Annotated in this window: 23 protein-coding genes; 8 read left to right on the forward strand and 15 right to left on the reverse strand. The window is 44.5% G+C overall.

All coding sequences use genetic code 11. The annotated features are described in order from the left end of the window. Positions 1-5: 5 nt before the first annotated feature. The 8 genes from AB6735_RS06850 to ligD all read right to left on the reverse strand — a co-directional run bounded on the left by AB6735_RS06850 (position 6) and on the right by ligD (position 8,181). Positions 6-521, reverse strand: a complete 516-nt coding sequence (locus AB6735_RS06850; RefSeq protein WP_370995121.1) for a DUF4142 domain-containing protein — start codon at positions 519-521, stop codon at positions 6-8. Positions 522-533: 12 nt separating this feature from the next. Continuing rightward, positions 534-1,541, reverse strand: a complete 1,008-nt coding sequence (locus tag AB6735_RS06855; RefSeq protein ID WP_370995123.1) for an SDR family oxidoreductase — start codon at positions 1,539-1,541, stop codon at positions 534-536. A 17-nt stretch (positions 1,542-1,558) separates the two neighbouring features. After that, complete coding sequence (locus AB6735_RS06860) at positions 1,559-1,738, reverse strand: DUF6496 domain-containing protein (RefSeq protein WP_370995124.1); 180 nt, start codon at positions 1,736-1,738, stop codon at positions 1,559-1,561. Positions 1,739-1,744: 6 nt separating this feature from the next. Beyond that, positions 1,745-2,413 (reverse strand): hypothetical protein, encoded by a 669-nt coding sequence (locus AB6735_RS06865; protein ID WP_370995125.1) that lies wholly within the window; start codon positions 2,411-2,413, stop codon positions 1,745-1,747. Further along, positions 2,413-2,922: a hypothetical protein gene (locus tag AB6735_RS06870; protein WP_370995126.1), complete on the reverse strand. Its 510-nt coding sequence runs from the start codon at positions 2,920-2,922 to the stop codon at positions 2,413-2,415. The genes AB6735_RS06865 and AB6735_RS06870 overlap by 1 nt, the downstream gene beginning before the upstream one ends. A 146-nt stretch (positions 2,923-3,068) precedes the next feature. Next, positions 3,069-3,923, reverse strand: coding sequence for an SDR family oxidoreductase (locus tag AB6735_RS06875; protein ID WP_370995127.1), 855 nt, complete (start codon positions 3,921-3,923; stop codon positions 3,069-3,071). Positions 3,924-3,928: 5 nt separating this feature from the next. Next, positions 3,929-4,816, reverse strand: coding sequence for an oxaloacetate decarboxylase (locus AB6735_RS06880; protein WP_370995128.1), 888 nt, complete (start codon positions 4,814-4,816; stop codon positions 3,929-3,931). Positions 4,817-5,457: 641 nt separating this feature from the next. Continuing rightward, a complete protein-coding gene (ligD, locus tag AB6735_RS06885) occupies positions 5,458-8,181 on the reverse strand; it encodes a DNA ligase D (RefSeq protein ID WP_370995129.1) in 2,724 nt (907 codons plus the stop codon). 263 nt (positions 8,182-8,444) lie between these two features. Here ligD and AB6735_RS06890 point away from each other — a divergent pair, with 263 nt between their 5' ends. Next, the gene (locus AB6735_RS06890; RefSeq protein WP_370995130.1) at positions 8,445-8,747 is read left to right on the forward strand and encodes a hypothetical protein; all 303 of its coding nucleotides are present in this window, start codon (positions 8,445-8,447) and stop codon (positions 8,745-8,747) included. 38 nt (positions 8,748-8,785) lie between these two features. Here the strand turns inward: AB6735_RS06890 and AB6735_RS06895 are convergent, their stop codons facing one another. Then, positions 8,786-9,073, reverse strand: coding sequence for a hypothetical protein (locus tag AB6735_RS06895; protein WP_370995131.1), 288 nt, complete (start codon positions 9,071-9,073; stop codon positions 8,786-8,788). Positions 9,074-9,137: 64 nt separating this feature from the next. Continuing rightward, positions 9,138-9,581, reverse strand: coding sequence for an Hsp20/alpha crystallin family protein (locus AB6735_RS06900; protein WP_370995132.1), 444 nt, complete (start codon positions 9,579-9,581; stop codon positions 9,138-9,140). 462 nt (positions 9,582-10,043) lie between these two features. Here AB6735_RS06900 and AB6735_RS06905 point away from each other — a divergent pair, with 462 nt between their 5' ends. Genes AB6735_RS06905 through AB6735_RS06920 form a run of 4 tightly spaced genes read left to right on the forward strand, consistent with a single transcriptional unit; the run spans position 10,044 to position 14,097 of the window. Continuing rightward, positions 10,044-11,591 (forward strand): FAD-dependent oxidoreductase, encoded by a 1,548-nt coding sequence (locus AB6735_RS06905; protein WP_370995133.1) that lies wholly within the window; start codon positions 10,044-10,046, stop codon positions 11,589-11,591. After that, on the forward strand, positions 11,581-12,045 hold the full coding sequence (locus tag AB6735_RS06910; protein WP_370995134.1) for a hypothetical protein: 465 nt from the start codon (positions 11,581-11,583) through the stop codon (positions 12,043-12,045). Before AB6735_RS06905 ends, AB6735_RS06910 begins: the two co-directional genes overlap by 11 nt. Further along, positions 12,026-13,105, forward strand: coding sequence for a glycoside hydrolase family 130 protein (locus AB6735_RS06915; protein WP_370995135.1), 1,080 nt, complete (start codon positions 12,026-12,028; stop codon positions 13,103-13,105). The genes AB6735_RS06910 and AB6735_RS06915 overlap by 20 nt, the downstream gene beginning before the upstream one ends. 11 nt (positions 13,106-13,116) lie before the next feature. Then, positions 13,117-14,097, forward strand: a complete 981-nt coding sequence (locus tag AB6735_RS06920) for an SDR family oxidoreductase (RefSeq protein ID WP_370995136.1) — start codon at positions 13,117-13,119, stop codon at positions 14,095-14,097. Positions 14,098-14,241: 144 nt separating this feature from the next. On the opposite strand, the gene AB6735_RS06925 is transcribed toward AB6735_RS06920, so the two are convergent. Together AB6735_RS06925 and AB6735_RS06930 are read right to left on the reverse strand one after the other, a co-directional pair. Then, positions 14,242-14,403, reverse strand: coding sequence for a hypothetical protein (locus tag AB6735_RS06925; RefSeq protein WP_370995137.1), 162 nt, complete (start codon positions 14,401-14,403; stop codon positions 14,242-14,244). A gap of 9 nt (positions 14,404-14,412) precedes the next feature. Then, the gene (locus AB6735_RS06930) at positions 14,413-15,360 is read right to left on the reverse strand and encodes a manganese catalase family protein (RefSeq protein ID WP_370995138.1); all 948 of its coding nucleotides are present in this window, start codon (positions 15,358-15,360) and stop codon (positions 14,413-14,415) included. Positions 15,361-15,730: 370 nt separating this feature from the next. Here AB6735_RS06930 and AB6735_RS06935 point away from each other — a divergent pair, with 370 nt between their 5' ends. From AB6735_RS06935 to AB6735_RS06945, 3 genes are all read left to right on the forward strand, one after another. After that, the gene (locus AB6735_RS06935) at positions 15,731-16,192 is read left to right on the forward strand and encodes a low affinity iron permease family protein (protein ID WP_370995139.1); all 462 of its coding nucleotides are present in this window, start codon (positions 15,731-15,733) and stop codon (positions 16,190-16,192) included. 3 nt (positions 16,193-16,195) lie between these two features. Further along, positions 16,196-16,435, forward strand: a complete 240-nt coding sequence (locus AB6735_RS06940; RefSeq protein WP_370995140.1) for a hypothetical protein — start codon at positions 16,196-16,198, stop codon at positions 16,433-16,435. Between the two features lie 91 nt (positions 16,436-16,526). Continuing rightward, the gene (locus tag AB6735_RS06945) at positions 16,527-17,081 is read left to right on the forward strand and encodes a ferritin-like domain-containing protein (protein ID WP_370995141.1); all 555 of its coding nucleotides are present in this window, start codon (positions 16,527-16,529) and stop codon (positions 17,079-17,081) included. 168 nt (positions 17,082-17,249) lie between these two features. Here the strand turns inward: AB6735_RS06945 and AB6735_RS06950 are convergent, their stop codons facing one another. Genes AB6735_RS06950 through AB6735_RS06960 form a run of 3 tightly spaced genes read right to left on the reverse strand, consistent with a single transcriptional unit; the run spans position 17,250 to position 22,887 of the window. Continuing rightward, positions 17,250-18,335 carry an efflux RND transporter periplasmic adaptor subunit gene (locus tag AB6735_RS06950; RefSeq protein ID WP_370995142.1) on the reverse strand — a complete coding sequence of 362 codons (1,086 nt, stop codon included), beginning with the start codon at positions 18,333-18,335 and terminating at the stop codon, positions 17,250-17,252. Then, positions 18,332-21,496 (reverse strand): efflux RND transporter permease subunit, encoded by a 3,165-nt coding sequence (locus AB6735_RS06955; protein WP_370995143.1) that lies wholly within the window; start codon positions 21,494-21,496, stop codon positions 18,332-18,334. Before AB6735_RS06955 ends, AB6735_RS06950 begins: the two co-directional genes overlap by 4 nt. After that, positions 21,493-22,887: a TolC family protein gene (locus AB6735_RS06960; protein ID WP_370995144.1), complete on the reverse strand. Its 1,395-nt coding sequence runs from the start codon at positions 22,885-22,887 to the stop codon at positions 21,493-21,495. Before AB6735_RS06960 ends, AB6735_RS06955 begins: the two co-directional genes overlap by 4 nt. Between the last annotated feature and the right edge of the window lie 87 nt (positions 22,888-22,974).

The following is a 22,974-nucleotide window of genomic DNA, read 5'->3' on the forward strand; positions in this document are numbered from 1 at the left end:
AATGATTATTTTGAAATTCTTTTAAGCCGGCTGTCGATAGCCTGGATAGCAGCTAAATGAGCCTTCAGCGTAGGTAGCGTTTGCTGTGCAAATGCCTTAACGTCTGGATCTTTTCCTGTCGTGGCGTAGGTTTCAAACGTCTGTACCGTGTTGTTGTGTCCCGCCATCATGGCGCGTACATACATACCATCGAAATTATCACGCGTGTTTTTCAAATTAGGATCAGGTTGTATACCGCTTGTGGCCGCTGGCGGGATATTGTAACCTTTACGTTTTGCCAGCTGCATCAGTTTTTGTTGTGTTTGACCATGATCTTTGACCATCATCTGACCAAAAGATCTGACATCTTTGTCTTTTGCTTTTTGTGAGGCTAATTGTCCAGCGCTTATTTCTTGTAAATTACCAATACTGGCTACGATGATAAAATGTTTGGCTGTGGTATCGGGATCAGGTTGAGGAATTTGTGCTTTTGCCGCAAATGTACCTAACGCTGATAATATGATTATAATTGCTTTTTTCATGACGCTATTGGATTAAGGTTGCCCGACACCGCCGGATGATCCATAAATCTGCCCGCTGGCAAAACTGGCATCAGCTGCCGCCAACTGCACATAAATGGAAGCAAGTTCAGCCGGTTGCCCCGGCCTGCCTAACATCGTCCAGCTGCCGAACATTTGTTGTTTTTCCGGTTGAGCTCCGCCACTGATCTGCAAAGCTGTCCAAATGGGGCCTGGTGCAACACCGTTTACGCGGATACCTTTTGGGCCGAGTTGCTTAGCCAGTGATTTTACGTAATTCATGGTAGCAGCCTTAGTTTGCGCATAGGCATATAGATCCGGCGAAGGGTCATAAGCTTGTTCAGAAGTTGTACCAATAATAGCCGAACCGGGCGGCAAATGCGGTAACGCTTCCCGGATGATCCAAAATGGTGCGTAAATATTTGTTTTCATCGTGGAGTCAAACTCTTCGCTGGTGACATCCAGAATAGAATTCAATGATTGCTGACGCCCCGCGTTATTCACAATAATATCGAGACCGCCCAATCCGCTGATCGCTTTTTGCACCAATTGCTTGCAGAAATCTTCACTACGCAGGTCACCGGGAATCGCAATAGCTTTACGACCTTCTTTTTTGATAAGCGCTATAACTTCCTGGGCATCTTGTTCTTCCGTAGGATAATAGTTGATGGCAACGTCCGCACCTTCACGGGCGTATGCAATAGCTGCCGCCCGGCCCATACCCGAGTCGCCTCCGGTAATCAAAGCCTTCCGTCCCGTTAAACGTCCTGAACCCTTATAGCTGGTTTCACCACAATCCGGTATCGGATCCATTTTACTTTGCAGGCCCGGCCAAGGCTGCGGCTGGCTTTTAAATGGAGGTTTGGGATAGAGTTTGGTTGGGTCACTGATCTTAGCGGCACTATCGGTGGGCCTGCTCGTTATACGTGTTGTTCCAAATGCGGGTGCTATTGCAGCTGTAGCCAGTGTAGCACCCAAACCGGCAACGACCTGTCGCCGGCTCATTTTATTTTCATCTTTCATAGGTAGTAGGGTTGATGTTACGATTTTTTCTTGGGCACTTTGGCGCCTTCTTTACGGGCTTCCGACAATCCGATAGCAACCGCTTGTTTTTTGGAGGTTACTTTTTTACCGCTTTTGCCGCTTTTTAGCGTACCTTCTTTTTCTTCGTGTAAAGCCTTGTGAACTTTGTCCTGTGCTTTTTCTGAATATTTTGCCATTTTATTTTAATTATTATCATAGTATAAAAAGATTTCGTTACCTATGGCATCTACCAGGTCCTGGTCTACCCGGTCCATTTTCCATCCGCTTTTAGCGCAACGGATAATTCCTAAATTTTCATCGTTTAATGACACGTCCGCTTCATAGCATATATCACCGGTACAGGTTTCAGCAATCGGCACCGCTTCACCCTGATACACTTTTCCTTCGTATTCAAACTCAAGGTGAATGGGCTCTTTTTCCAGTTGGTCCGCTATATCTCTCAGGAACTGAATAAGGTGTTTACGTTGAGTGGGAGCTTTAGCGCTCCATGTTTCTTTATCGGCACGTTTATGTGCCAGTTTAAATTTGAGGCCGCTCATCTCGGTGGAATAATCATTCGCGTTGAGCTTTTTTGCATGCTGATGCGACAGGATATACCATTGGTATTCTGTGCCGACGGGCACACCGGAGTTTTCGGGTGCGTGACCGACGCGCCTTTTAGTTACCGCATAGGAGATTTCCCAAAGGTCAGGTGTGATTTTTGTTTCTTTCCAGTCTCCTGCATCATAATGCCAATGATGGCCACGACCGATCTGCATGCCGGTATATTGTTTTTCACCGAATTTTTTATAACGGTTATAACTTTTGGACAAGTCCTTCTTCGTGCTTGTTTTTTTTGCCTTTGTTTCCATTATTTCCAAAATTTGGTTAAGCCGTCCGGTAGTCCAATCGGATCAGTTGCCGGTAAAGGAACTTTGCTGATGTTTTTATCCGTACCTGGCCGTTCACTGGCCTTGCCGTAGTTCATATCGTAATTCCTTCCATACGGGTAGGCTCCGATCACACCTACAGAATTCTCGGCCCCTAAGTTCTTATGGGCCACTCCGGCGGGAATAATAAGAACATCGCCTTTTTCGACGAAGATCTGCGGACCTTTTGAACCGCCTAACTGCAACTTGGTTCGCCCCTTATAAATGCCGAGTACTTCATGGGTAATGCTATGGTAATGATGGTACTCAAATACACCGGCATCCCAACTGTTTGACCAGCTATTCTTTTCAAAAAGGTGCTTAACATATATGGCTGGAAATAGCATGGGAATATCCAACACCCCCTTATACAACAGCACCGGATAATGGCTGTTTGGAAAGGTACCATCGTCCTGCAATACAATCTTTTCTATTTCTATACTTTGTTCCATTTTTACTCTGAAAAGACGCCGCATTATTTGTGTTGAACGCTCATTAAGGGAATGCACAACTACTATCTGGCATCAGGTTAGCTGCGCGCACCTGTACTTTATTCTTAAAGCTCGCAATTACGCAGTCTTCATCCGCGATAAGCATTTTACCCGTTGACTACTTCACCGCCGTTCACGTGGATGACCTGGCCTGTTATAAAAGAAGCATCATCGGAAGCAAGGAATACATAAGCCGGCCCGAGCTCCGAAGGTTGACCGGCACGTTTCATGGCTGTTTCACTCCCAAAACTTTTAATTTTCTCCTCATCAAACGTAGAAACGATCAGAGGCGTCCAAACAGGTCCGGGTGCTACGGCATTTACACGTATCTTTTTCTCAACGAGATTTGTTGCCAGTGAGCGCGTAAACGTGGTAATAGCTCCTTTAGTCGATGAATAATCAATCAGCGAGGGTGACGAACGGTAAGCAGTCACCGAGGTGGTATTAATAATGCAATCACCTTCATGCATATGTGCGGTAGCCGCTTCTGCAAAATAGAAGTAAGCGAAAATGTTGGTTCGAAAAGTAGTGTCCAGTTGTTCAGGGTCAATAGCCTTGACATCTTTCTGCGGAAATTGCATCCCCGCGTTATTGACCAGTATGTTTAGCTTTCCATATTTACTGACTGTCTTTTCGATCGCGTTTTTGCAAAAGGACGCATCCTTCACATCTCCTTTTATAAGCAGGCAATTTTTGCCTGCGGCTTCCACTAAATTTTTGGTGGTTTCGGCATCGTTATCTTCATCAAGATAAACAATGGCCACGTCTGCACCTTCTTCGGCAAAATGAACGCTGACAGCACGGCCAATACCGCTATCACCCCCAGTAATCAGGGCTACTTTGCCCTGAAGTTTGCCAGCAGCTTTGTAACTATCTTTAATATACTCCGGTTTAGGATCCATCTCCGCTTCGAGACCCGGTTGACGATCCTGTTTTTGTGGCTTTTTTGTTTTCGTTTCCATATCGGTCAATTGTTTTTTCCTTCAAATTGCTTTTCAATTTTTGTCCAGAAAGGCAGGTCGATTATCTGCATAAACTCATCCATAGTTACTGCGTTGTGTTTAGGGAGTGGTTCGCCCTGTTTTAAATGTTCCAATGCTTTTTGGATGGTATGAACCACCTGGAATATCAGGGTGGTGGGATATAGGATCATGGAATAACCCATGTTGCCCAAGTCTTTAGGTGATGCCCAAGGTGTTTTGCCTCCGTTTTCCAATACGCTGGTGGCTAAGGGTACATCTTTCAATTCTTTGCCTATCTTTTCCAGGTCGTCTATAGTTTTTGGTCCTTCGAGGTAAACGCCATCAGCACCTGCATCCAGGTAACTTTTTGCACGGTCGATAGCATTATCGATCCCTTCAGGATCAATGGCATCTGTACGGGCGAGGATAAAGAAATCATTACCATCGCGCGCAGCAACAGCGGCCCTGATCTTTTGAATCATGAGTTCGGTATCAATTACTTTTTTATCATCCATATGCCCACACTTTTTTGGAGGTTTTTGATCCTCCATAAACATGGCAGATGCACCCAGGCGGATATATTCCTGAACGGTGCGCGTCACATTCTTTACATCGCCATAACCATCATCGATGTCCAACAATACCGGTAGTGGAGAGGCCTGCATGATCCAGTCTGCTGAAAATTTCTTTTCGCCAAATTTTTCAAGGTCAACATCTGGTATTGCATGCGTAGCACCAGAAAGCGCATAGCCTCCGATCTGATAAGCATCAAAACCGGCAAGCTCGATCAGGCGAGCTGTCAGCGCGTTGTGCGCGACGGGCAGTTGTACCGGTTTTTCTGCGGCGGCCAGCATGGCTTTCCAACTCTTCCTTTTGGTAATCGTGTGTTTCATTATGCACCGGGTTTTAATAATAAGCTGAATAGGTAACCTCCAATATTATTCCAATAATTGAGTTAGGGGCAATAATTTTTTATATTTTAGCTATTTAGACTTAAAATTATTTCGTACTAATTTAATTATTGTACTAAAACCTATTTTTTGTGTCATTAATTTAGAACAGCGACAAAATCAATCATCTGCTACTATAGTAATTGCTTATGGAGAATAGCAGCAAGAAAGCCTGTTTTACTTTTTATTATTATCAGGTTTTCCTGATTGAAAAATTTCCATGATCCTTAAATGGCTTTGTCTAACCTTACTGCTTTATATTATCGTTCCTTTTATGGTTGGACGGGACTGATTTCTGGTAGCAGGGCATACTTTCATTATGCATATAGGCGATAATAAGAAGGTCATGAAAGACATACCAATTCTAAATTATCAATATATGGGGTGGTATTACGGTGGTGTTGCTGGCTACCACGGCAATAAGGTTGATGTGATTCTCTTTTTTTGTCTGATACGATATGAGGCAGAATGAATAAGTTGGTTTCCCAAATGGCAGAGGTAATGTGTTTTCTGATGTGGATTATCGACATTCTGGACTGCTGCCTATCGAATCTTTCGCTGAAGCGATGGACTGAACGTGTATGCTATCCAAACAGGCTTTTTGCTTTTTGAAGGACTTTTTCCATGTCAATCCCTTTACTTAACACACCTTTAAATAGATCCCCTTCGGTTTTAAGACGAGTAATACTGTTTTGAATTGTAAAATCACGCATTGTAAGTCCAGGTTTTACTTCATCCCAATGCAGAGGCATCGATACTGTTGCTCCCGGTTTAGGACGTAACGAATATGGCCCGGCAATCGTAGCTCCAGGACGGTTTTGCAGAAAATCAAGATACATCTTGCCTTGCCTGTTTTTGATTATCCGTTCCAGGCTGGTATACTCCGGAATTTGATGATGTACCAGATTGACGATCATCCGTGCAAATAGCTGTGATTGATCATAAGTATATTTTGTACCCAATGGGATGTAAATATGCATCCCGGTTGAACCAGATGTTTTGGGGTATGAGGGTACCCCAATGGCGTCGAGCACTTTTTTTACTTCTAATGCGGCAGTGATGACCTGTTCGAAAGTATTCTTATCAGGATCAAGATCGATCACGCAATAATCCGGGTTGTCCGGTGCCTGTATGCGGCTAAACCAGGGATTCATTTCTATACAACCCAATGATGCCATCCAAAGCAATGTAGCTTCATCATTACCCACTAAATATGCTTTGGATTCTCCCTCGCTGGTTGTATAAGGAAAAGTTTTACTCACCCACTCCGGTGCTTTACCCTTAATGTCTTTCTGATAAAAGCTTGGCCCATGTATACCATTGGGAAAGCGATTAAGCGACATTGGCCTATCCTTTAGGTAGGGTAAAATATATTCAGCGACCTGATAATAATAATTAAACATGTCACGCTTGGTAAAGCCATCTTCTGGCCAGTAAATTTTACTAAGATGCGTAAAGGTCAATTCATGCCCATTGATCTTACGCATCTGAGTTTCATCGGTCGGGTTAAGTAACGTTTTACGGCTTTTATCAGCCGGCGAGTGTAATGCCAGATCCGTTTTAAACTTTTTATCTTCCACGGCCATTATCGTTTTTGCTGTATCTTCAGGTATTTCCAAAACCACATCTTTCGCATTCTTGTCAGAGCGCATACCCTTAAAGGACGCTTGCCGGAAGATACCTTCGCTTGTCACTTCGGCATAGTTTACCTCGCAAAGCAATACCGGCTTTAGCCAGGTAGGTTTAGCACCTAACCTTTGCGGCCGGAAACGGGAAGGTTTGTCTACGTCCGGTTCCACCTCAAATGGACTTTTATCTGTGATCAGCGGCTTAAATGCTTTCATCATTTCCTTTTGGGTTTTTTCTGAGAAGCCGGTGCCAACCTTACCTGCGTAGCGGAGCTGCTTGCCGTCGTAAACACCCAATACCAATGCACTAAAAGCTTTAGCTGTCCCCTCGTTCCTGGTAAAACCGGCAATCACAACTTCCTGGCGCCTTTGGACTTTTATTTTAAGCCATTCCTTAGAACGCAGACCGGAGGTGTACACGCTGTCTGCTTTCTTCGCCATAATGCCCTCCAGGCCTATTTTCTCGGCAGCATCAAAGAAATCCACACCTCTTGCTTCAAATACCTGGCTTAACCGGATACGATCATCGTCAACTGGCAATATATTCTGCAATACAGCTTGCCGATGGATCAATGGTAGATCCATCAAGTTTTTACCTTCATACCACAGGATATCGAAAACATAATACACAAGGCTGCCATCGGCTTCGCTTCGCCAGTTTTGTAAAGCGCCGAAATCAGATATACCCTTTTCATTGATGACCAATATTTCACCGTCAATTAGGGTATTCATATTCCAGCTTTTCAGCAAGTTAAGGATTGGATAATATTTATCAAACGCAATATTGTTGCGGGAGATCAGTTCGGCGTTGCCGGGACTAACTGAGCCGATAGCACGATATCCGTCCCATTTAACTTCGTATACCCAATCCGGGTCATTAAATGGTTCATCTACCAAGGTAGCTTTCATAGGTTTGATATTGACAGGTGCTGTTGATTCGGGCGCTTTCCTTAAAATAGCAGCAACATCGATTTTTTTGGTATCAACGGGATCAACGGCTTTCTCTAAAGCTTTGTCGGTGCCCGGTTGTGCTTTTTTGGGACTGCTTTTTTTTACCTTAACCAAGTTTTCTTCGCGCCCGTTCTGCCAGACTTTCCCGCTACTTTTTTTCATTTGGTCAATGGTCTTATCAGAAAGCACGGATTTATCTTCTTTCGTAATATCGGCTGTACTGGCAAACTCATCATTATGTTTGATCAGCAGCCAGCCATTTTCGCCCATACCATGTGTTTTGACAAGTGCATATTCGCCCTGAAGTTTTTTGCCGTGCAATCTTATCTTTACAGAGCCGGATTTCAGCTGTTTCAGCAGATGTATTTCCTGCGCCTTCTTGCCTTTAATATCGTCTCCGATAGGCTCATATGTGCCTTCATCCCAAACAATTACGGTGCCTCCGCCATATTCGCCTTGCGGTATAATACCTTCAAAATGACGGTAATCAAACGGGTGGTCTTCGACCATCATCGCGAGCCTTTTAACTTTCGGGTCGGTTGAGGGGCCTTTGGGTACCGCCCAGCTTTTTAAAACACCTTCCATTTCAAGGCGGAAATCATAGTGGAGGTGTGATGCGTCGTGTTTTTGTACAACAAACATCAGCTGTCCTTTATGTGTGCTTTTACCCCCGAAAGGTTCGGGCGTCTTTGCCGCATCACGCTTCTGCTTGTATTTTTCAAGTGCCATATGCCAAAAAGCCCTATAGAGCTATCTTTTGTATTGGTTTTTAAATAGGCGGTTGGTTTTTTGCGATCGGTTATTTTTAGAACATCCCGCATGTTTGGGCGGCATGCCAACTGATCTTTGAAATACGGGATTTCATAAGCTTCGCTACCACGCACCAGGCTTTAGTCATGGTCATGTTTTTTGTTTTATCATCAGACATGGCTATTGGTTAGTAGAATAACAACTTTAAGGTATTCCTGTTTAAATAATAGTTATAAAAATTTATGCATAGTACTTCTGAGACCAATACCCGTTATTCGACCATCCAATTCAGGCTTTGGAAGCTGACAGACGTTCTTTTGAGTCAGTTCAACGATCTGTACTCATTTGGGGTATACCCAGCGTCCTTTTTAAACACGATTATTTTAAGTAACGGCATAACTGTCGATACTGCTGAAGAACAATTGAATAAGGGTTTTGCTGACCTGGTTGCTTTGGGAAGAAGTTTTTATCAACACCTGATTTTTATGCTTAATTGTTGTAAAAAGCCGTCCAATCATCGTCGTGGTTTCGATGAGATAAGATAAAAGCAAATCATAACAAAAATGCGGTTAATAAAAGATCTTCATGTTATTTCCTCCAGATTCTTTAAGCGAAAAAGTTCGCGGGTGATCAGTTTGCAATTCGCACCGACATCTTCCAGTGAACAGTAAATAGTTTTAATCTGCACCGGCAATTCATTCACGGTTTCCATAAGGTCGATATGCAGTGGTAAATTAAAGTCCTTTCCGCTTTTCAGCTGGCTAAACAATTCATCGGCGATTTGTCGGTCGTCGCCTAAAAAGTATTGACCATAGTTCACAAAGCCGTGTGCTGTTTTTAGACTCAGTAAAATATAAAACTGCGTTTTCATAGCCGTAACAAATAAAGAGCCCCCGCAAGCGGGAGCCCTTTGTGTAAAAAATGATTTAAGCCTTTTATTTAATCTCGATTTGGCGACGCACCGCTTTGGCCTCCTCGCGTTTGGCAATGTCGATCTTTAATACACCGTCTGTATAGGCTGCCTCGATCAGTTCTGGGTTGGCGCTTTCAGGTAAGGTAAACGACCGCACCCAGGATGTATAGCTGTATTCGCGTTTGCTGTAGTTTTTTTGAACATCTGGTTGGTTATTTTGCATTTCCACAGATATGTTCAATACATTCCGGTCAAGGTTCAGTTTAAAATCTTCTTTTCTCAGCCCTGGCGCAGCCAGTTCGATATGAAAATGATCTTCGCTTTCGCTGATGTTGGCAGCCGGCACACGGCTGGTCAGGCGATCGCTGAAAAAGGTGTCGTTAAAGATGGAATCAAAAACGTCATTAAAACCTGGTAGTAATGAACTGTTGTTACGTTTGTCGGAATTAAATTTAACCAATGTCATAGGTCTTTCCTCCTTTAAATGTTGTTAAAAAATGAATGAACAATTAATTAATTAAACTAAAAAAAGGCAAACAAGTGCTGTGCCAGCGTTTTAGTGCTGAAAAAATTTCAGACAAAACTGAAAATTTATCAGCGCGGATGTCATTATTTCAGTATGGTTCACGTTACTAAGCCTATAGATGCGGCACATATGGAAACAGCAGAACAAATTAGATCAATACTTATATAGGTACAATTTATACTTGTCGGATTTCATAATTTATCCAAAAGTTGTTAAACCCTTATATAAAAAGCCTCTAAATCAACTTATGTCTGCCTTTGAATATGACCTCCTTTAAATTGTTTCTGAATAAGCTTTGGTATCAATTGTTGCCGGGTTATAAAAAGATTTGAGTATATGAGGAATTTGTTAAATAGGTAAGATATTGCCAAACAGAGTAATGCTGATTTTTGTAGTAGAATTATGGGAAAGATAACGAATGCCATATTAGCCCGCGACGGAGCACAGCAAGCGCCTTGGCAATATGGGGCAGCGACTATAATTTCGAAAGCTTTATTTGATACTACCACCGTTTATGATGCGCTGATTGTAGGTGGTGGCATTACCGGTATCACAACAGCACTGTTCCTTCAGAAAGCTGGTAAAAAAGTAGTAATTGCTGAAGCGCATAATCCGGGATTTGGAACTACCGGTGGGACAAGCGCCCACATCAATACCTTCGCGGATACTACTTATGCGGAAGCAGCGAGTGCTTTCGGCGCAGAAGGGGCGCAACTTTTCGCGGATGCGATCAATGAAGGTTTAATGATCATTAAATCCAATATTGATACTTATCAGATTGGTTGTGATTACGAAGTCAAACCTGGCTACCTGTATGCAGAAACCGAAGATGAGGCCAAACAATTGGACGAAATCTATAACGGCGCGATAAAAGTAGGGATAGCGGTAGATTATGCAGAAGAAGTGCCTGCACAGGTAGCGTATTTAAAAGGCCTGGTTTTCGATCAGCAAGCGCAGTTTCATCCTTTGAAATATTTGCAGGGTTTGCTGAAAGAGTATCTGGAGGCCGGAGGTGTTCTTTTAGAAAATACGCGGATAACCGGTATTCAAACAACAGATGGTATACACGCCGCTGAGTCGCCTGCAGGTACTATTCGCGCTAAGGCGGTAGCCTATGCCACCCATATGCCGCCTCATATCAACCTGTTCAATTTCGAATGCGCACCTTACCGCAGTTACATACTGGGCGTGAAGTTAAAAACGGATACTTATCCGGATGCGCTGGTTTACGATATGCAGGAACCTTATCATTATTTCCGGACGCATGTAATTGACGGCGAAAAACTTTTGTTCGCCGGCGGCAATGATCATAAGACGGGTCACGACAACCCGGAAAAAGCCTTTGCTGATCTCGAAAAATACATCCGGAAATATTACAACGTATCCTCGATTAAATACCGCTGGTCATCACAATATTATGTACCGGTGGATGGTCTGCCATATATCGGGCAGATGCCACTTATGGCTGAGGGTATTTACTGCGGGACTGGTTATAATGGGAACGGGATGATGCTGGGCAGTATCGCGGGTAAAATACTTAGCGATCTGATTAGAAAACGACCTAATAAATATCAGAGTTTGTTCAGCCCTTCGCGCGTCAAACCGATAGATGGCTTCAGCGAATTTGTCAAAGAGAACGCGGATGTAGCTTATCGTTTTGTGGCTGATCGTTTTCATATCCTCGAAACCGGTTCTTTGAAACAATTAGTACCAGGTACCGGCAAAGTGGTTGAGGTGCATGGTGAAAAAATCGCGGCCTACAGGGATAAACAGGGAATTATTCATGCGCTTAGCCCGGTCTGTACCCATGCCGCCTGTATCGTAAACTGGAATGGCGAAGAAAAAAGCTGGGACTGTCCCTGCCATGGCGCTCGTTATGATATTGATGGAAATGTATTGACAGGACCGGCAACTAAAAACCTACTTAAGATCAGCAGCGATGAAAACTAAGGAAATATTTGCAAGCGGCATCACCGGTACTACCTTTATGACCCTGTTCAGCTATCTTGTTTCCCTGGCTGATGGCGAAAACTTCAGTGAGCCTGAGCGCCTTGGACAACTAACCGGTCGCCTTGTCCCGAAACTGGACAAGCGCCAGAGTCAGGCTTTAGGTTGGACCGGTCATTATGGTGTAGGTCTGCTTTTTGCATTAGTTTATGTGGAGCTCTGGCGGCGCGGGAAATTAAAACCTGATCTGAAAACGAACCTTTGGTTGGGTGGCTTAAGTGGCTTGCTGGCGGTCGCAGTTTGGAAAAGCACTTTTAAAATGCACCCGCTGCCACCTGCGTTAAGTTTTAATAAATATTACCTGCAACTCGTCCCGGCTCACGTCGTCTTTGCAGTCTTCGCCGGGATTGGTTATCAAATCTTGAAAAGAACGAATCATGCTACAGATCATCAATGAGTCGAAAAAAGGCAGGACGGATCTGGCCCAGCGTTTCCCTGAAAATCCTTTGTTGTTACCTAAAGACCTTGCGCCCAGCGCCAGTGGTTTACAAATCATTAGTCTGCTGAATCCGGGCGTATTCCGTTACGGGGGGGAAACCTGGCTTCTGGTGAGGGTAGCAGAAGGTGCTGTGCAAAAGGAAGGTGTGCTTTTTTTTCCTGTCCTGAACGCAACGGGGAATACCGAGATCATCGAAGTGCCGTTAAACGATCCCGACCTGATCGCCACGGATGCACGAGTAATCAATTATAAAGGCCTGGATTACCTGACCACAATATCGCATTTACGCTTATTATCCAGCGATGATGGTGTGCATTTCACCGAGCCGGAAGGCTATCCTTCCTTATTTGGGCATGGCTACCTGGAACGGTTCGGCATTGAAGATTGTAGGGTGAGCCAGATAGGTGATACTTACTATTTAACCTATACCGCAGTATCTAATAACGGTGTTGGTGTGGGAATGCAAACCACTAAGGACTGGCAGCATTTTGAATCCGGTGGAATGATCCTGCCGCCGCACAATAAAGACTGCGCGATGTTTGAAGAAAAGATCGGTGGGAAATATTACTGTCTGCATCGTCCCAGTAGTAAAGAGATCGGCGGCAATTATATCTGGCTCGCCGAATCTCCTGATGGTCTGCATTGGGGCAATCACCAGTGCCTGATCAAAACCCGGCCGGGCTTATGGGATAGCGCACGTGTGGGTGCCGGCGCCACGCCGATCCGTACGGAGTATGGCTGGCTGGAGATTTACCATGGTGCAAATGCAGAGCATCAATATTGTTTGGGCGCTTTCCTAATGGACATAGATGATCCATCCAAAATAATTTCCCGGACAACCGAACCGATCATGGTACCCACTGGAGTTTATGAATTAAGTGGTTTTTTCGGCTATGTGGTCTTTACCAATGGCCATATAGTAGATGGAGATCGGCTAACAATGTATTATGGAGCGGCGGACGAGTTTGTCTGCGGCGCGCATTTTTCGATCAGTGAAATTTTAAGTAAACTCAGCTAAATAGGCTACTCATGGCAAAATCAAGTGTATTGAAAGGAAAAACTATCGTGATTACCGGCGCATCGAGCGGTGCCGGTCGTGCAGCAGCGATTGAATTTGCCCAGCAACAACTTTACCTGGTGCTTGCAGCAAGGAACGAAGCCGCATTAAAAGAAGTAGCCGACGAATGCCGCCAAATAGGCGCGGAAGTACTGGTCATTTCAACCGATGCCAGTGATAGCAAAGCCATGATCAGGCTGGCTAATGCGGCGAACGACTGGCAGGGCCGTATCGATGTCTGGATCAATAATGCCGGCGTACTGGCCGCGGGTGATTTTGATACTACCCCAATGGCGGTGCATGAGCAGGTGATCAAAACCAATTTGCTCGGTTACATGAATGCGGCACACGCTGTGCTGCCCTTTTTCAAGGCACAGCAACAAGGTATTCTGATCAATAATATCTCCATTGGCGGGTTTCTGCCAGTGCCTTACGGGGCTGGTTATACTGCGAGTAAATTTGGCCTGCGAGGCTGGTCGGAGGCGCTCAAAGGTGAATTAACGAAATGGCCGGAGATTTATGTTTGTGACCTTTTCCCTGCGTTCTTAGATACGCCTGGTATTCAGCATGCTGGTAACCATACGGGAAAAGTACTAAGACCTGCACCGCCTGTTTATGACCCAATACGCTTGGCCAGGACCATGGTAAAAGTTGCAGCTCGTCCCAGATCAAACACCTATGTAGGCAGTGTTTCGTTGTTACTTAAATTATCTCATGCGATCTTCCCGGAACTCACGACTAAAATGACAGATTCGGTGGTGCGTCGTTATTTTAAAGTAGCTGATCCAATAGCGCTGAGTGATGGCAATGTTTTTAACACGGTTGATTATGGAATGAGCATACACGGTGGCTTCGGATTGCCTGGCAAGCCAAAAGCTCATCGAAAATATATAGCTGGGGTTTTAATTACCGGTCTGGCTTTGGGTTATTACTTGATGACTAAGAAGAGATAATCATTAATTTATGAGACGGTATGGATGTTTCCATAGCTGGAGTATGACTTACCGGATAGTGCGGATTACTCGTAAAAATTAGCGCAATAATTAACTGTTATTTAAATAAAAAAGGCCGTTTGAATATAAGCGGCCTTTAATTGATCACCCGGCGTTGCTATTATCCTGTAAGTCATCTGACGGAAATGTTTGCGTTTCTCCTTTATCCAGCTTCACAACGACCTTATCGCCGATAGCATCGATAACCTCACCTTCGCCTTCCGACGTAATTACACGCTGGCCTTTAAGAAATTGGTGCTCATCCATTTTATATTGTTAATTATTATCTTCAACTTGATAGGTGCTCCACTGAGCTACACCTTGCGGTTCGCTGTTCTTGACCTCAGTACTTTTGTTAGCACTCATTTCCTTATCTAATTTTTTGGTTTGTTTCAATTCTTTATCCAATTCTTTATCTGTTTGGGTACAGCCTTGTGTTTCCTGGACATAAACTATCGGATCAGCCACATAATTCCATTCTCTATCCATACCAGGCATTTCGCCCTCGTTCCATGGGCCGCGGACTGAGGTGCCGTTGGATAGATTGAATGCCTGTTGCGTAAATCTCGGATCGGCGGCCAGTACGCCTGGTGGAAAATTAGGTTGAATATCATTCAATGCAGCTTCGAACATCTTATAGTGAGTAACCTCCCGTGTCATCAAAAAAGATAAACTTTCATGTACATAGGGATCATCAGTGAATTTCATCAGATGTTCGTAAACAAGTTTTGCCCGTGATTCTGAAGCCAGGTTGCTCCGCAGGTCAACGGTGAGGTCACCATTGGAATGAATATAGGATGCACACCAGGGGATACCTTGACTGTTTCGCGGAGTTACTCCACCTCCGGTAATGATGCCGAATTGCGGATTGGCGAATACGGCCTCATGGATAATATCTTCCTTAGCGGCTTTGCCGTTTAATACCTGCATGATTTCCGAACTGTCAGCAGCATTTTTCAGTTCGCCGTTCACGCCTTTCAGCAACATCTGGATGGTAGCACCTACAATTTCAAGATGACTGAATTCTTCGGTGGCGATATCCATCAGCATATCGTATTTATCCGGATGCGGGAATTTAGCGCCGAAAGCTTGCGTAAAATATTGCATGGCTGCCGCCAGCTCACCGTTTTCTCCTCCGAATTGCTCCAATAACAGGTTGGCAAAACGCGGGTCGGGACGAGATACCCGGGCGTTGAATTGTAGATCTTTAACATGATGAAACATAAAACTGTTGTTTTTAGGTAAATGGATACTTCTATAACTACGGAGATGGATATTATGTTTTTAATTAATTTAATAATTTTATAAGAAATATTAAAACAATATTTAACTAAAGATAGTTGTTGTACTACTTTTTAGGCGCTTCCACAAGTGTTCACAGAGTAATTAAGACCATTGAATAATTATTTTTTACCATGAATGCAATCTCAGCCGGGCTATTGACTGCTAATTCCAAATTGAATAGTCCCACCTGGTCACTGTTTATAAACAGCAGTCAGCGGGTTATACCTTTAAAGGTTATCTGGTTGATGACGCTTGCTGGATGGTTGTAGCCTGGCGATGACAGTGAGGTTTATATTAAGTTGAAAAATATATGAAAAAAAAGAGGAATTTCTTCGAGCGTTTCAGCAATTGGGCCACAGCGGCCACCGGTAGTTCCGCTGCATTTATTCTCGCATCTTCAACAGTTCTCATTTGGTTGGTGTCCGGACCGATATTTCATTACTCGGAAACCTGGCAACTCGTTATTAACACCGGCACAACGATCATTACTTTCTTAATGGTGTTTTTAATTCAAAAATCCCAAAATAAAGATTCCAAAGCGATTCACCTGAAGCTAAATGAGCTATTGGCATCGCATGAGGGCACCAGTAACCGTATGGTCAATATCGAGGATCTGACCGAGGAGGAACTGGACCATCTTTATAAATTTTATATCCGCTTATCCGACCTGGCAGAAAAGGAAAATGATCTGACCCGCACGCATTCAATAGATGCTGCCACGGAAAACCAAAAAAGGAAATCAGGAATTCGTAAGCCCGTTAAAAAGATCTGAAATATGAACAAATTAACTACTGTCACTGCAATGATTGAATCACTAAATGGATCGAGCCAGAAGTTTAACTTTTATTCAGCGGAAAATCGTTTTAAACTAAATAATATCCTGCCGATGGAAAAAGGATTGGTCTGTGAAGAGGAATCATATAATATCCGGAAGTCAGCGCTAATCGACTATATGGAGGAGATTGAAAAATTATATGGAAAGAAACGGCGAGATAAGTGCTATCCAAAAAAATGAAAATTATTGCCTTTTTTATAGGTGTTTTGGAACACTTCTTGTTTTATTGAAACTCTGTTATATAATATTAACCATAATAAAATCTATAATCATGCCTACAAAAAACAACAAAAAGTCTGCAGCAGCAGCCAGCCGCACACCAGAAGCTGAAAGTGCGCTGAAAGAGTTATTTATCGATGAGATCAAGGACATCTACTGGGCCGAAAAGCATTTGGTCTCAGCTTTGCCGAAGCTGATCAAGGGAGCAACTTCGGAAGACCTTAAACAAACCATTACTAACCATTTGGAAGAAACCAAAAATCATGTAACGCGTTTAGAAAGTGTATTTGCCTCGATCAGTGAAAAAGCAGTGACTAAGAAATGTCTGGCAATGGAAGGCCTGTTAAACGAAGCTACTGAACTGCTGTCTGATACGGACAAAGGCACAGAAGTAAGAGACGTAGCCATTATTTCTGCTGCCCAAAAGGTAGAACATTATGAGATCGCCTCCTATGGCACACTGCGCACTTTAGCCAAAACCCTGGGTTACAGCGAAGCGGAAGGTCTATTTGACGAAACTTTAGCTGAAGAAAAAAATGCGGATACTCTATTAACCCAAGTGGCCGAAAATTATGTAAACGAAGCCGCTGCTACCGAAGTAGAATAAAAAAAGTAATTATGATTTTTCAGGGGATACCGGAAGGTATCCCTTTCTTGTTTAGGCTTTACTTAACTCTGCGATCAAAAGTTTGACGGCGACCGCATTCCATCACGATTATGACCTGCGTACATGAGCACATTACCGACCCAAGAATACGCAAGCTGCTATTCTGAGCTACTGTTTTATTTGAACCATTATTCCTTCTTTCAGTTCTTCGTTGGCTTGTGCTACTATTTGGTTACCTGGTTTCAGGTCACCTGCGATCTCGATTTTTTCCTTGCCTGTAAATCCCGTCTTCACATCCACCCATTTCGTCTTTCCATTTTCTACCCTGATCACAAACTTACGCTCCTGCGTAGTGACAACTGCTTTAAAAGGAACCAGAAATCCCTCTTTTGGGCGGCTGACCGGCAATACAATTTGCGCGAACATACCGGGCTTGAGCAAACCGTTCATGTTTGGAAAAGTAAGTTCCCATGTTTCGCTGCGGGTCTGCGGATCAATGGCATCTGATTTCCGGGCCAGTTTTGCTTTAAAGACCTGTCCCGGATTGGCCGATACTGTAAACGAAGCAACATTATCCTTTAATATAGTCGAATTATAGGCCTCCGGAACCGCCACATCAACTCTTAATGAGGAATTGTCCTCCACACGGAATAAGAGCGTTTTGCCTGTATTATCCACAAAATCTCCTTTAAAAATATTTCTTGCCGTTACTACGCCATTAAATGGCGAACGGATGACCAGGTAATCTTCCAGCGCCTTATTCGCTTGAGTAGCTGAACGGGAGGCCTGATAAACCGAGCTGTCCGTCCGCATCTGGTTGCGTGCTATTTCCAATTCATTATCCGCCACCGCGCCGGGTGTTTGTGCCGCCTTTAATAATCTTAAATAAGTGGATCTGCTGGATTCATATTTAGACTTTGTACCCATGCTGTTGCTTTGACTTTGTGCCTGCGCTGCTTTTAATTCTGGTGCATCCAGGATACACAGCACCTGTCCCTTCGTAACTTTAGAACCAATATCTACTTTCACTTCTTTGACATAACCAGGTGTGCGCGCATAAATACTAGCACGGTCAAATGGAATAATTTCTCCAGTCAGGTTCAGTTTATTGGAAACGGGCTCCAGTTTCAGGGTGATCAATTTAACTACGGGTTTATCCGGCAATCCCTGTGGCGCGGCTTTTTCAGTTTGATTCCCGCCACATGCTGCCAGCAGGCAAACTGGGATGTAATATAGATATTTTATAGCTTTCATGATTGATTTTCGGTTAAAAGGTGATACTTGCTTGCAGGGTCATCCGGGTCCAAGGAAATAACAGGGACAGGGCGATTGCCGATGGACGACTGGTAAATTAACGGCAATACGATCAGGCTGGAGAACATGGAGAAGATCAGCCCGCCAATTACTGCTGTTCCTAACGGGGACGTCTGATCCCCGCCTTCTCCTAAGCCAAAAGCCATGGGAATCATCCCAGCGATCATCGCCAGGCTGGTCATCAGGATCGGCCTGATCCGGTCTTTGATCCCTTGTAAATAAGGTTCGCTTAGTTTTTCACGACGATGGTTTTCTGCTTGAGTGACAAACAGAATGGCATTGGCTACCGCCACGCCGACCGCCATAATGCAGCCCATGTAAGATTGTATGTTCAACGTTTTACCGCAGATCCAAAGCAACAAAAGACTGCCCGCTAAAATACCAGGAATAACCGCGATGATCACGAGTGATAACCTGAACGACTGGAAGTTTACCGCCAGCAGCAGAAAAATCACCACGATAGCCAGTAAGATGCCGTTTTGAAGTTCAGAGAAAGTTTGTAAAAACACCTCCGCTTGCCCCGGCTGCTGTATCTTCATCCCCTCGGGCAACTTGCCTGTATTGGAAATAATTTTGTCAATATCGTTAATGGCCGAACCCAATGCCTTGCCCTGCAAGTTAGCTGTAATCGTGATGAAGCGCTTTTGATTCAGGCGGTCAAATTCACCCTCTGTATTGCCCATTTTCCAAGTTGCCACATCCCGCATATATACCTGTTTACCATTGTTGGAGTTCAACAAAATGTTATCCACTTGTCCCGGATCATTCATGGTTAATTCCGGTATCTGCACCTGTACCTGGTAAGCCGTGCCGGCTGCTTTATCTACCCAATAATTAGGCTGTGTAAAACGGCTGGATGAGGTGGCAGCAGCCAGCGATTTACCGGCATCTTCCACCGTTAAGCCTAACTGCCCCAGTTTCACACGGTCAAATTCGATCTTCATAGCCGGATAACCCTGCGGTGCACTGTAAGCTACATCCCGCAGGTAAGGCAGTTTTTTCAACTGTTCAACGATCTTCTTTCCAAACTCACGATCCTGTGCTAAACTTTTACCCAGGACCTGTACCTGTATCGGTGTACCTGTTCCCTGGCTCATGACCTGTTCTACCAGGTCTGCCGGTTCAAAAGAAATATGTGATCCGGGCATTTTTGCACTTACTAATTGGCGTACCTTTTCCTTAAAATCATCCAGATGAATGCCCGCACCTGAAATGAATTTAACTTTTAACAAAGCTTCTTCAGGCCCGCTGGTCCATAAATGGATCACGCTCACCGGGTAGCTTGAACCCACAAGGCCAACATAGGCAGAAGAAATGGCGATTTTATTTCCACCTGAAATACTGTCGATCAGGTGCAGCAACTGTTTTGTGCTTTGCTCTGTTCGCTCTATACGCGTGCCTTCCTTTAACCTTAATCTCACCTGAAACTGACCCGCATCCACTTTGGGGAACAGTTCTTTGCCAACGGTAAAGAAAAGCAGTGCTGCTAAAGCGACGGAAAGTATCAGGTAAATTAGGATCAGGAAGTTTCTGCCCGGCGACAAGCGACGGATCAGCCTTTCATGTCTTTCTTTAAAACGGGTTATCCATTTGCCCTCTTTGGCTGCATCAGACAATTTATCCTTAAACAGCCAGTTGGCAATCACCGGGACAAAAGACTGTGACAAAAGAAAAGAGGCGATCATAGCAAAACCAACCGAAAGAGAAAGCGGCAGGAACATCGCTTTAGGAATGCCCGACATAAAGAAAGCCGGGAAGAACACAGCCAGGATACAAAGCAGGATCAGCAGCTTGGGTAACGCGATCTCCTTACATGCCTCTAAAATGGCCCGGCCTTTCGGCTCGCCTTTTTCCTGGTGGTGGTGTATATTTTCGACGGTTACTGTGGCCTCATCCACCAATATGCCGATAGCTAAAGCTAAACCACCAAGCGTCATGATATTGATACTTTGACCGAACAGCTTCAGGAAGATCACCGCTGAAAGCAAGGCCAGCGGAATGGTTAAAACAACAATGAGTGAACCGCGCCAGTCGCGCAGGAACAGCAGCACCATCAAACCGGTTAATAATGCTCCTAAAATACCTTCTGTCATCAGACTCTTTATGGAATTGATCACATAACCCGATTGGTCAAATTCATAACTGACTTTAATATCCGCAGGTATGGCAGCCTGCATATCCGGTAAAGCTGCTTTTACTTTCTGTACCACATCCCAGGTAGAAGCATCGGCGCGTTTGGTTACCGGGATATAAACCGAACGCTTGCCATTAATGAGCGCGTAACCTGCGGTAATATCAGCGCCATTGTCCACCTGCGCCAGGTCATGCACGTAAACAGCAGGTCCGCTGCCGGTTTTTACAGGAATATTGCCCAGGTCCTGGATATTATCCACAACCGTATTTTGAGGCGCTACGAGCATCTGATCGCCCACTCGTAGGTTACCCGCCGGAAGGATGGTGTTTCCTTTGGCGATAGCCGTAACCAGTTCTTCAGGACTGATACCATAACTGCGCAATTTATTGGGATCGGCTTTGATTAACACGGAGCGCTGGTTACCGCCAAACGGCGGCGGTGCAGAAACGCCTGGCAGTGTAGAGAACATGGGCCGAACCTTAAACAGGGCCAGATCCGATACTTCTGCTAATGACCGGCTTGGACTGCTGAATACCAGCTGGCCTACGGCAACACTGCCGCCATCGAAACGGGTAACAAAGGGCGATACGGTTCCCGGCGGCATAAAGGCCCGTGCCCGGTTCACCATCGAAACGACCTCGCCGGTGGCTTGCCCCATATCGGTACCCTCGTAAAAATTTAGCTTTAATAAGGTAACGCCCTGAATGGTCTTACTTTCCACCGATTTAATCCCGGTGACATACAGAAAATGGTATTCATAGTAAGAGGTCACAAAACCTTCGATCTGTTCGGCAGAAAGACCGCCATAGGTTTGGGCCACATAGATTGTCGGTGTCCCCAGCTTTGGGAAAATGTCAATCGGCATTGTCTTAATGGATACCACCGAAAAGAAAACAATGGCGATGATAGCCACGATGATCGTGACTGGTTTTCTTAGTGAGCTATATAAAAATTGAATAATGTTCATTTGCCGTATTGGTTTAAAAACAGGTTGAGGCTGCCACTATAGGCCGCCTCGCTTAATAAAGCCCGCCAGGCACCATAATAAGCGATCTTTACGGTAGCCGCAGACTGAAATAAAAGCTGCTGTGCCTGGATTACGTCGTAATAATTGATCAATCCCGATTTATACCTGGATTGGATGGCTTTATACGAATATTCAGCTGAATGGAATTGCTGCGGTGCCAGCCTGGCAGACTGCAATGCCTTTTGAAAGTTGGATGCTGCGATCTCCTTTTGTGTGTTCAAATGCAGTTCGGTTTGCGCCAGTTGTTCCCGGCTGGATGCGGTAATAAGCTCTTGCTGTTTCCATAAAGGTTTCTGCCGGAAAGCTTCCAGTATAGGAAAAGCGATCTGCGCGCCTACGCCATAATTATACCGCTGAAAGCGCCAGCCCTCACTGGAATTGACTGAACCATCAGTACTTATGCCTGAACCCCGGCCATAACCCGTGCTCCAAAGAGTCAAACGAGGCAGAATGCTTTTCTTTAAGGATTTTAATGCCAGCTCATTTGCGCTGACATTCGCCTTTCCCAATTGTACTTCCGGGTGATCGGTTGTTGAAGTATCCGCCAAGGAAATAGTGGGAAGATTGATGAAGAGCAAAGAATCTACGGGCAAGCCAGCAGGTAATTTGCCGCCGACCAGTTCTTTAAGTGCGATCAGCGTGGAATCCCTTTGCCTTTCAAAAGCAATCAGCTGCATTTGGGCCCTGGTATATTCGGAATGAAAAGAAGAAGAATCTGTACCCGGCCTTAAACCGCTGACAACTAAGGTTTGTGCCTGCTTTAAGTTAAAAGCTGATTTATCAATATTGGATTGATAAACCTTGATCAGGTCGCTGACCAGTAAATAATTCAACCAGGCACCAATCACATAAACCTGGTGCTGAAATAAGGTAAGGTTCTCATCCGCCTGGCCATATTGTAGTCGGCCTTTTGCCAAATCAATTTCAGCGCTACGCTGGCCAAAGGTGATGGGTTCCCATTGCAGGTTGAGCGCCGCGGCGCTGCCTGGAACTCCACTGTAATCATTGCCTTTGCTTGGCGGGCCGCTGATCGGGGTGATATACTGCGGATAGATCATACCGGTAATGTTATTCGCAGTTGCGTAATCTACCTGATAGGAGGCATTGAGTGATGGGATTAAGCCGTTCTGCTTATACTTTACCGTATATTGCAGGGCTTGGGTTTGTAGTTTTTTGGCCTTGATCAGAGGATAGTTGGCCGCAGCCGTCCGAAGCAGGGAGTCGAGATAAGACTTCCCTTGCTGTGCGGAGGTTCGTTCTGGCAGTAAAAAACAAAGGAACATTCCTGTAAGTAGGCTGATCTTTGAAATAGTTAATACGAAATCTTTCATAGCTGGGAATCCAGTGCTGTATTTGTAAACACAATGCTATGGGAATTTCAAACTCCAAAATAGAACGGATTTTACCTGAATAGAACC

Source organism: Mucilaginibacter sp. RCC_168 (genome assembly GCF_041355315.1).
Lineage (GTDB): Bacteria > Bacteroidota > Bacteroidia > Sphingobacteriales > Sphingobacteriaceae > Mucilaginibacter.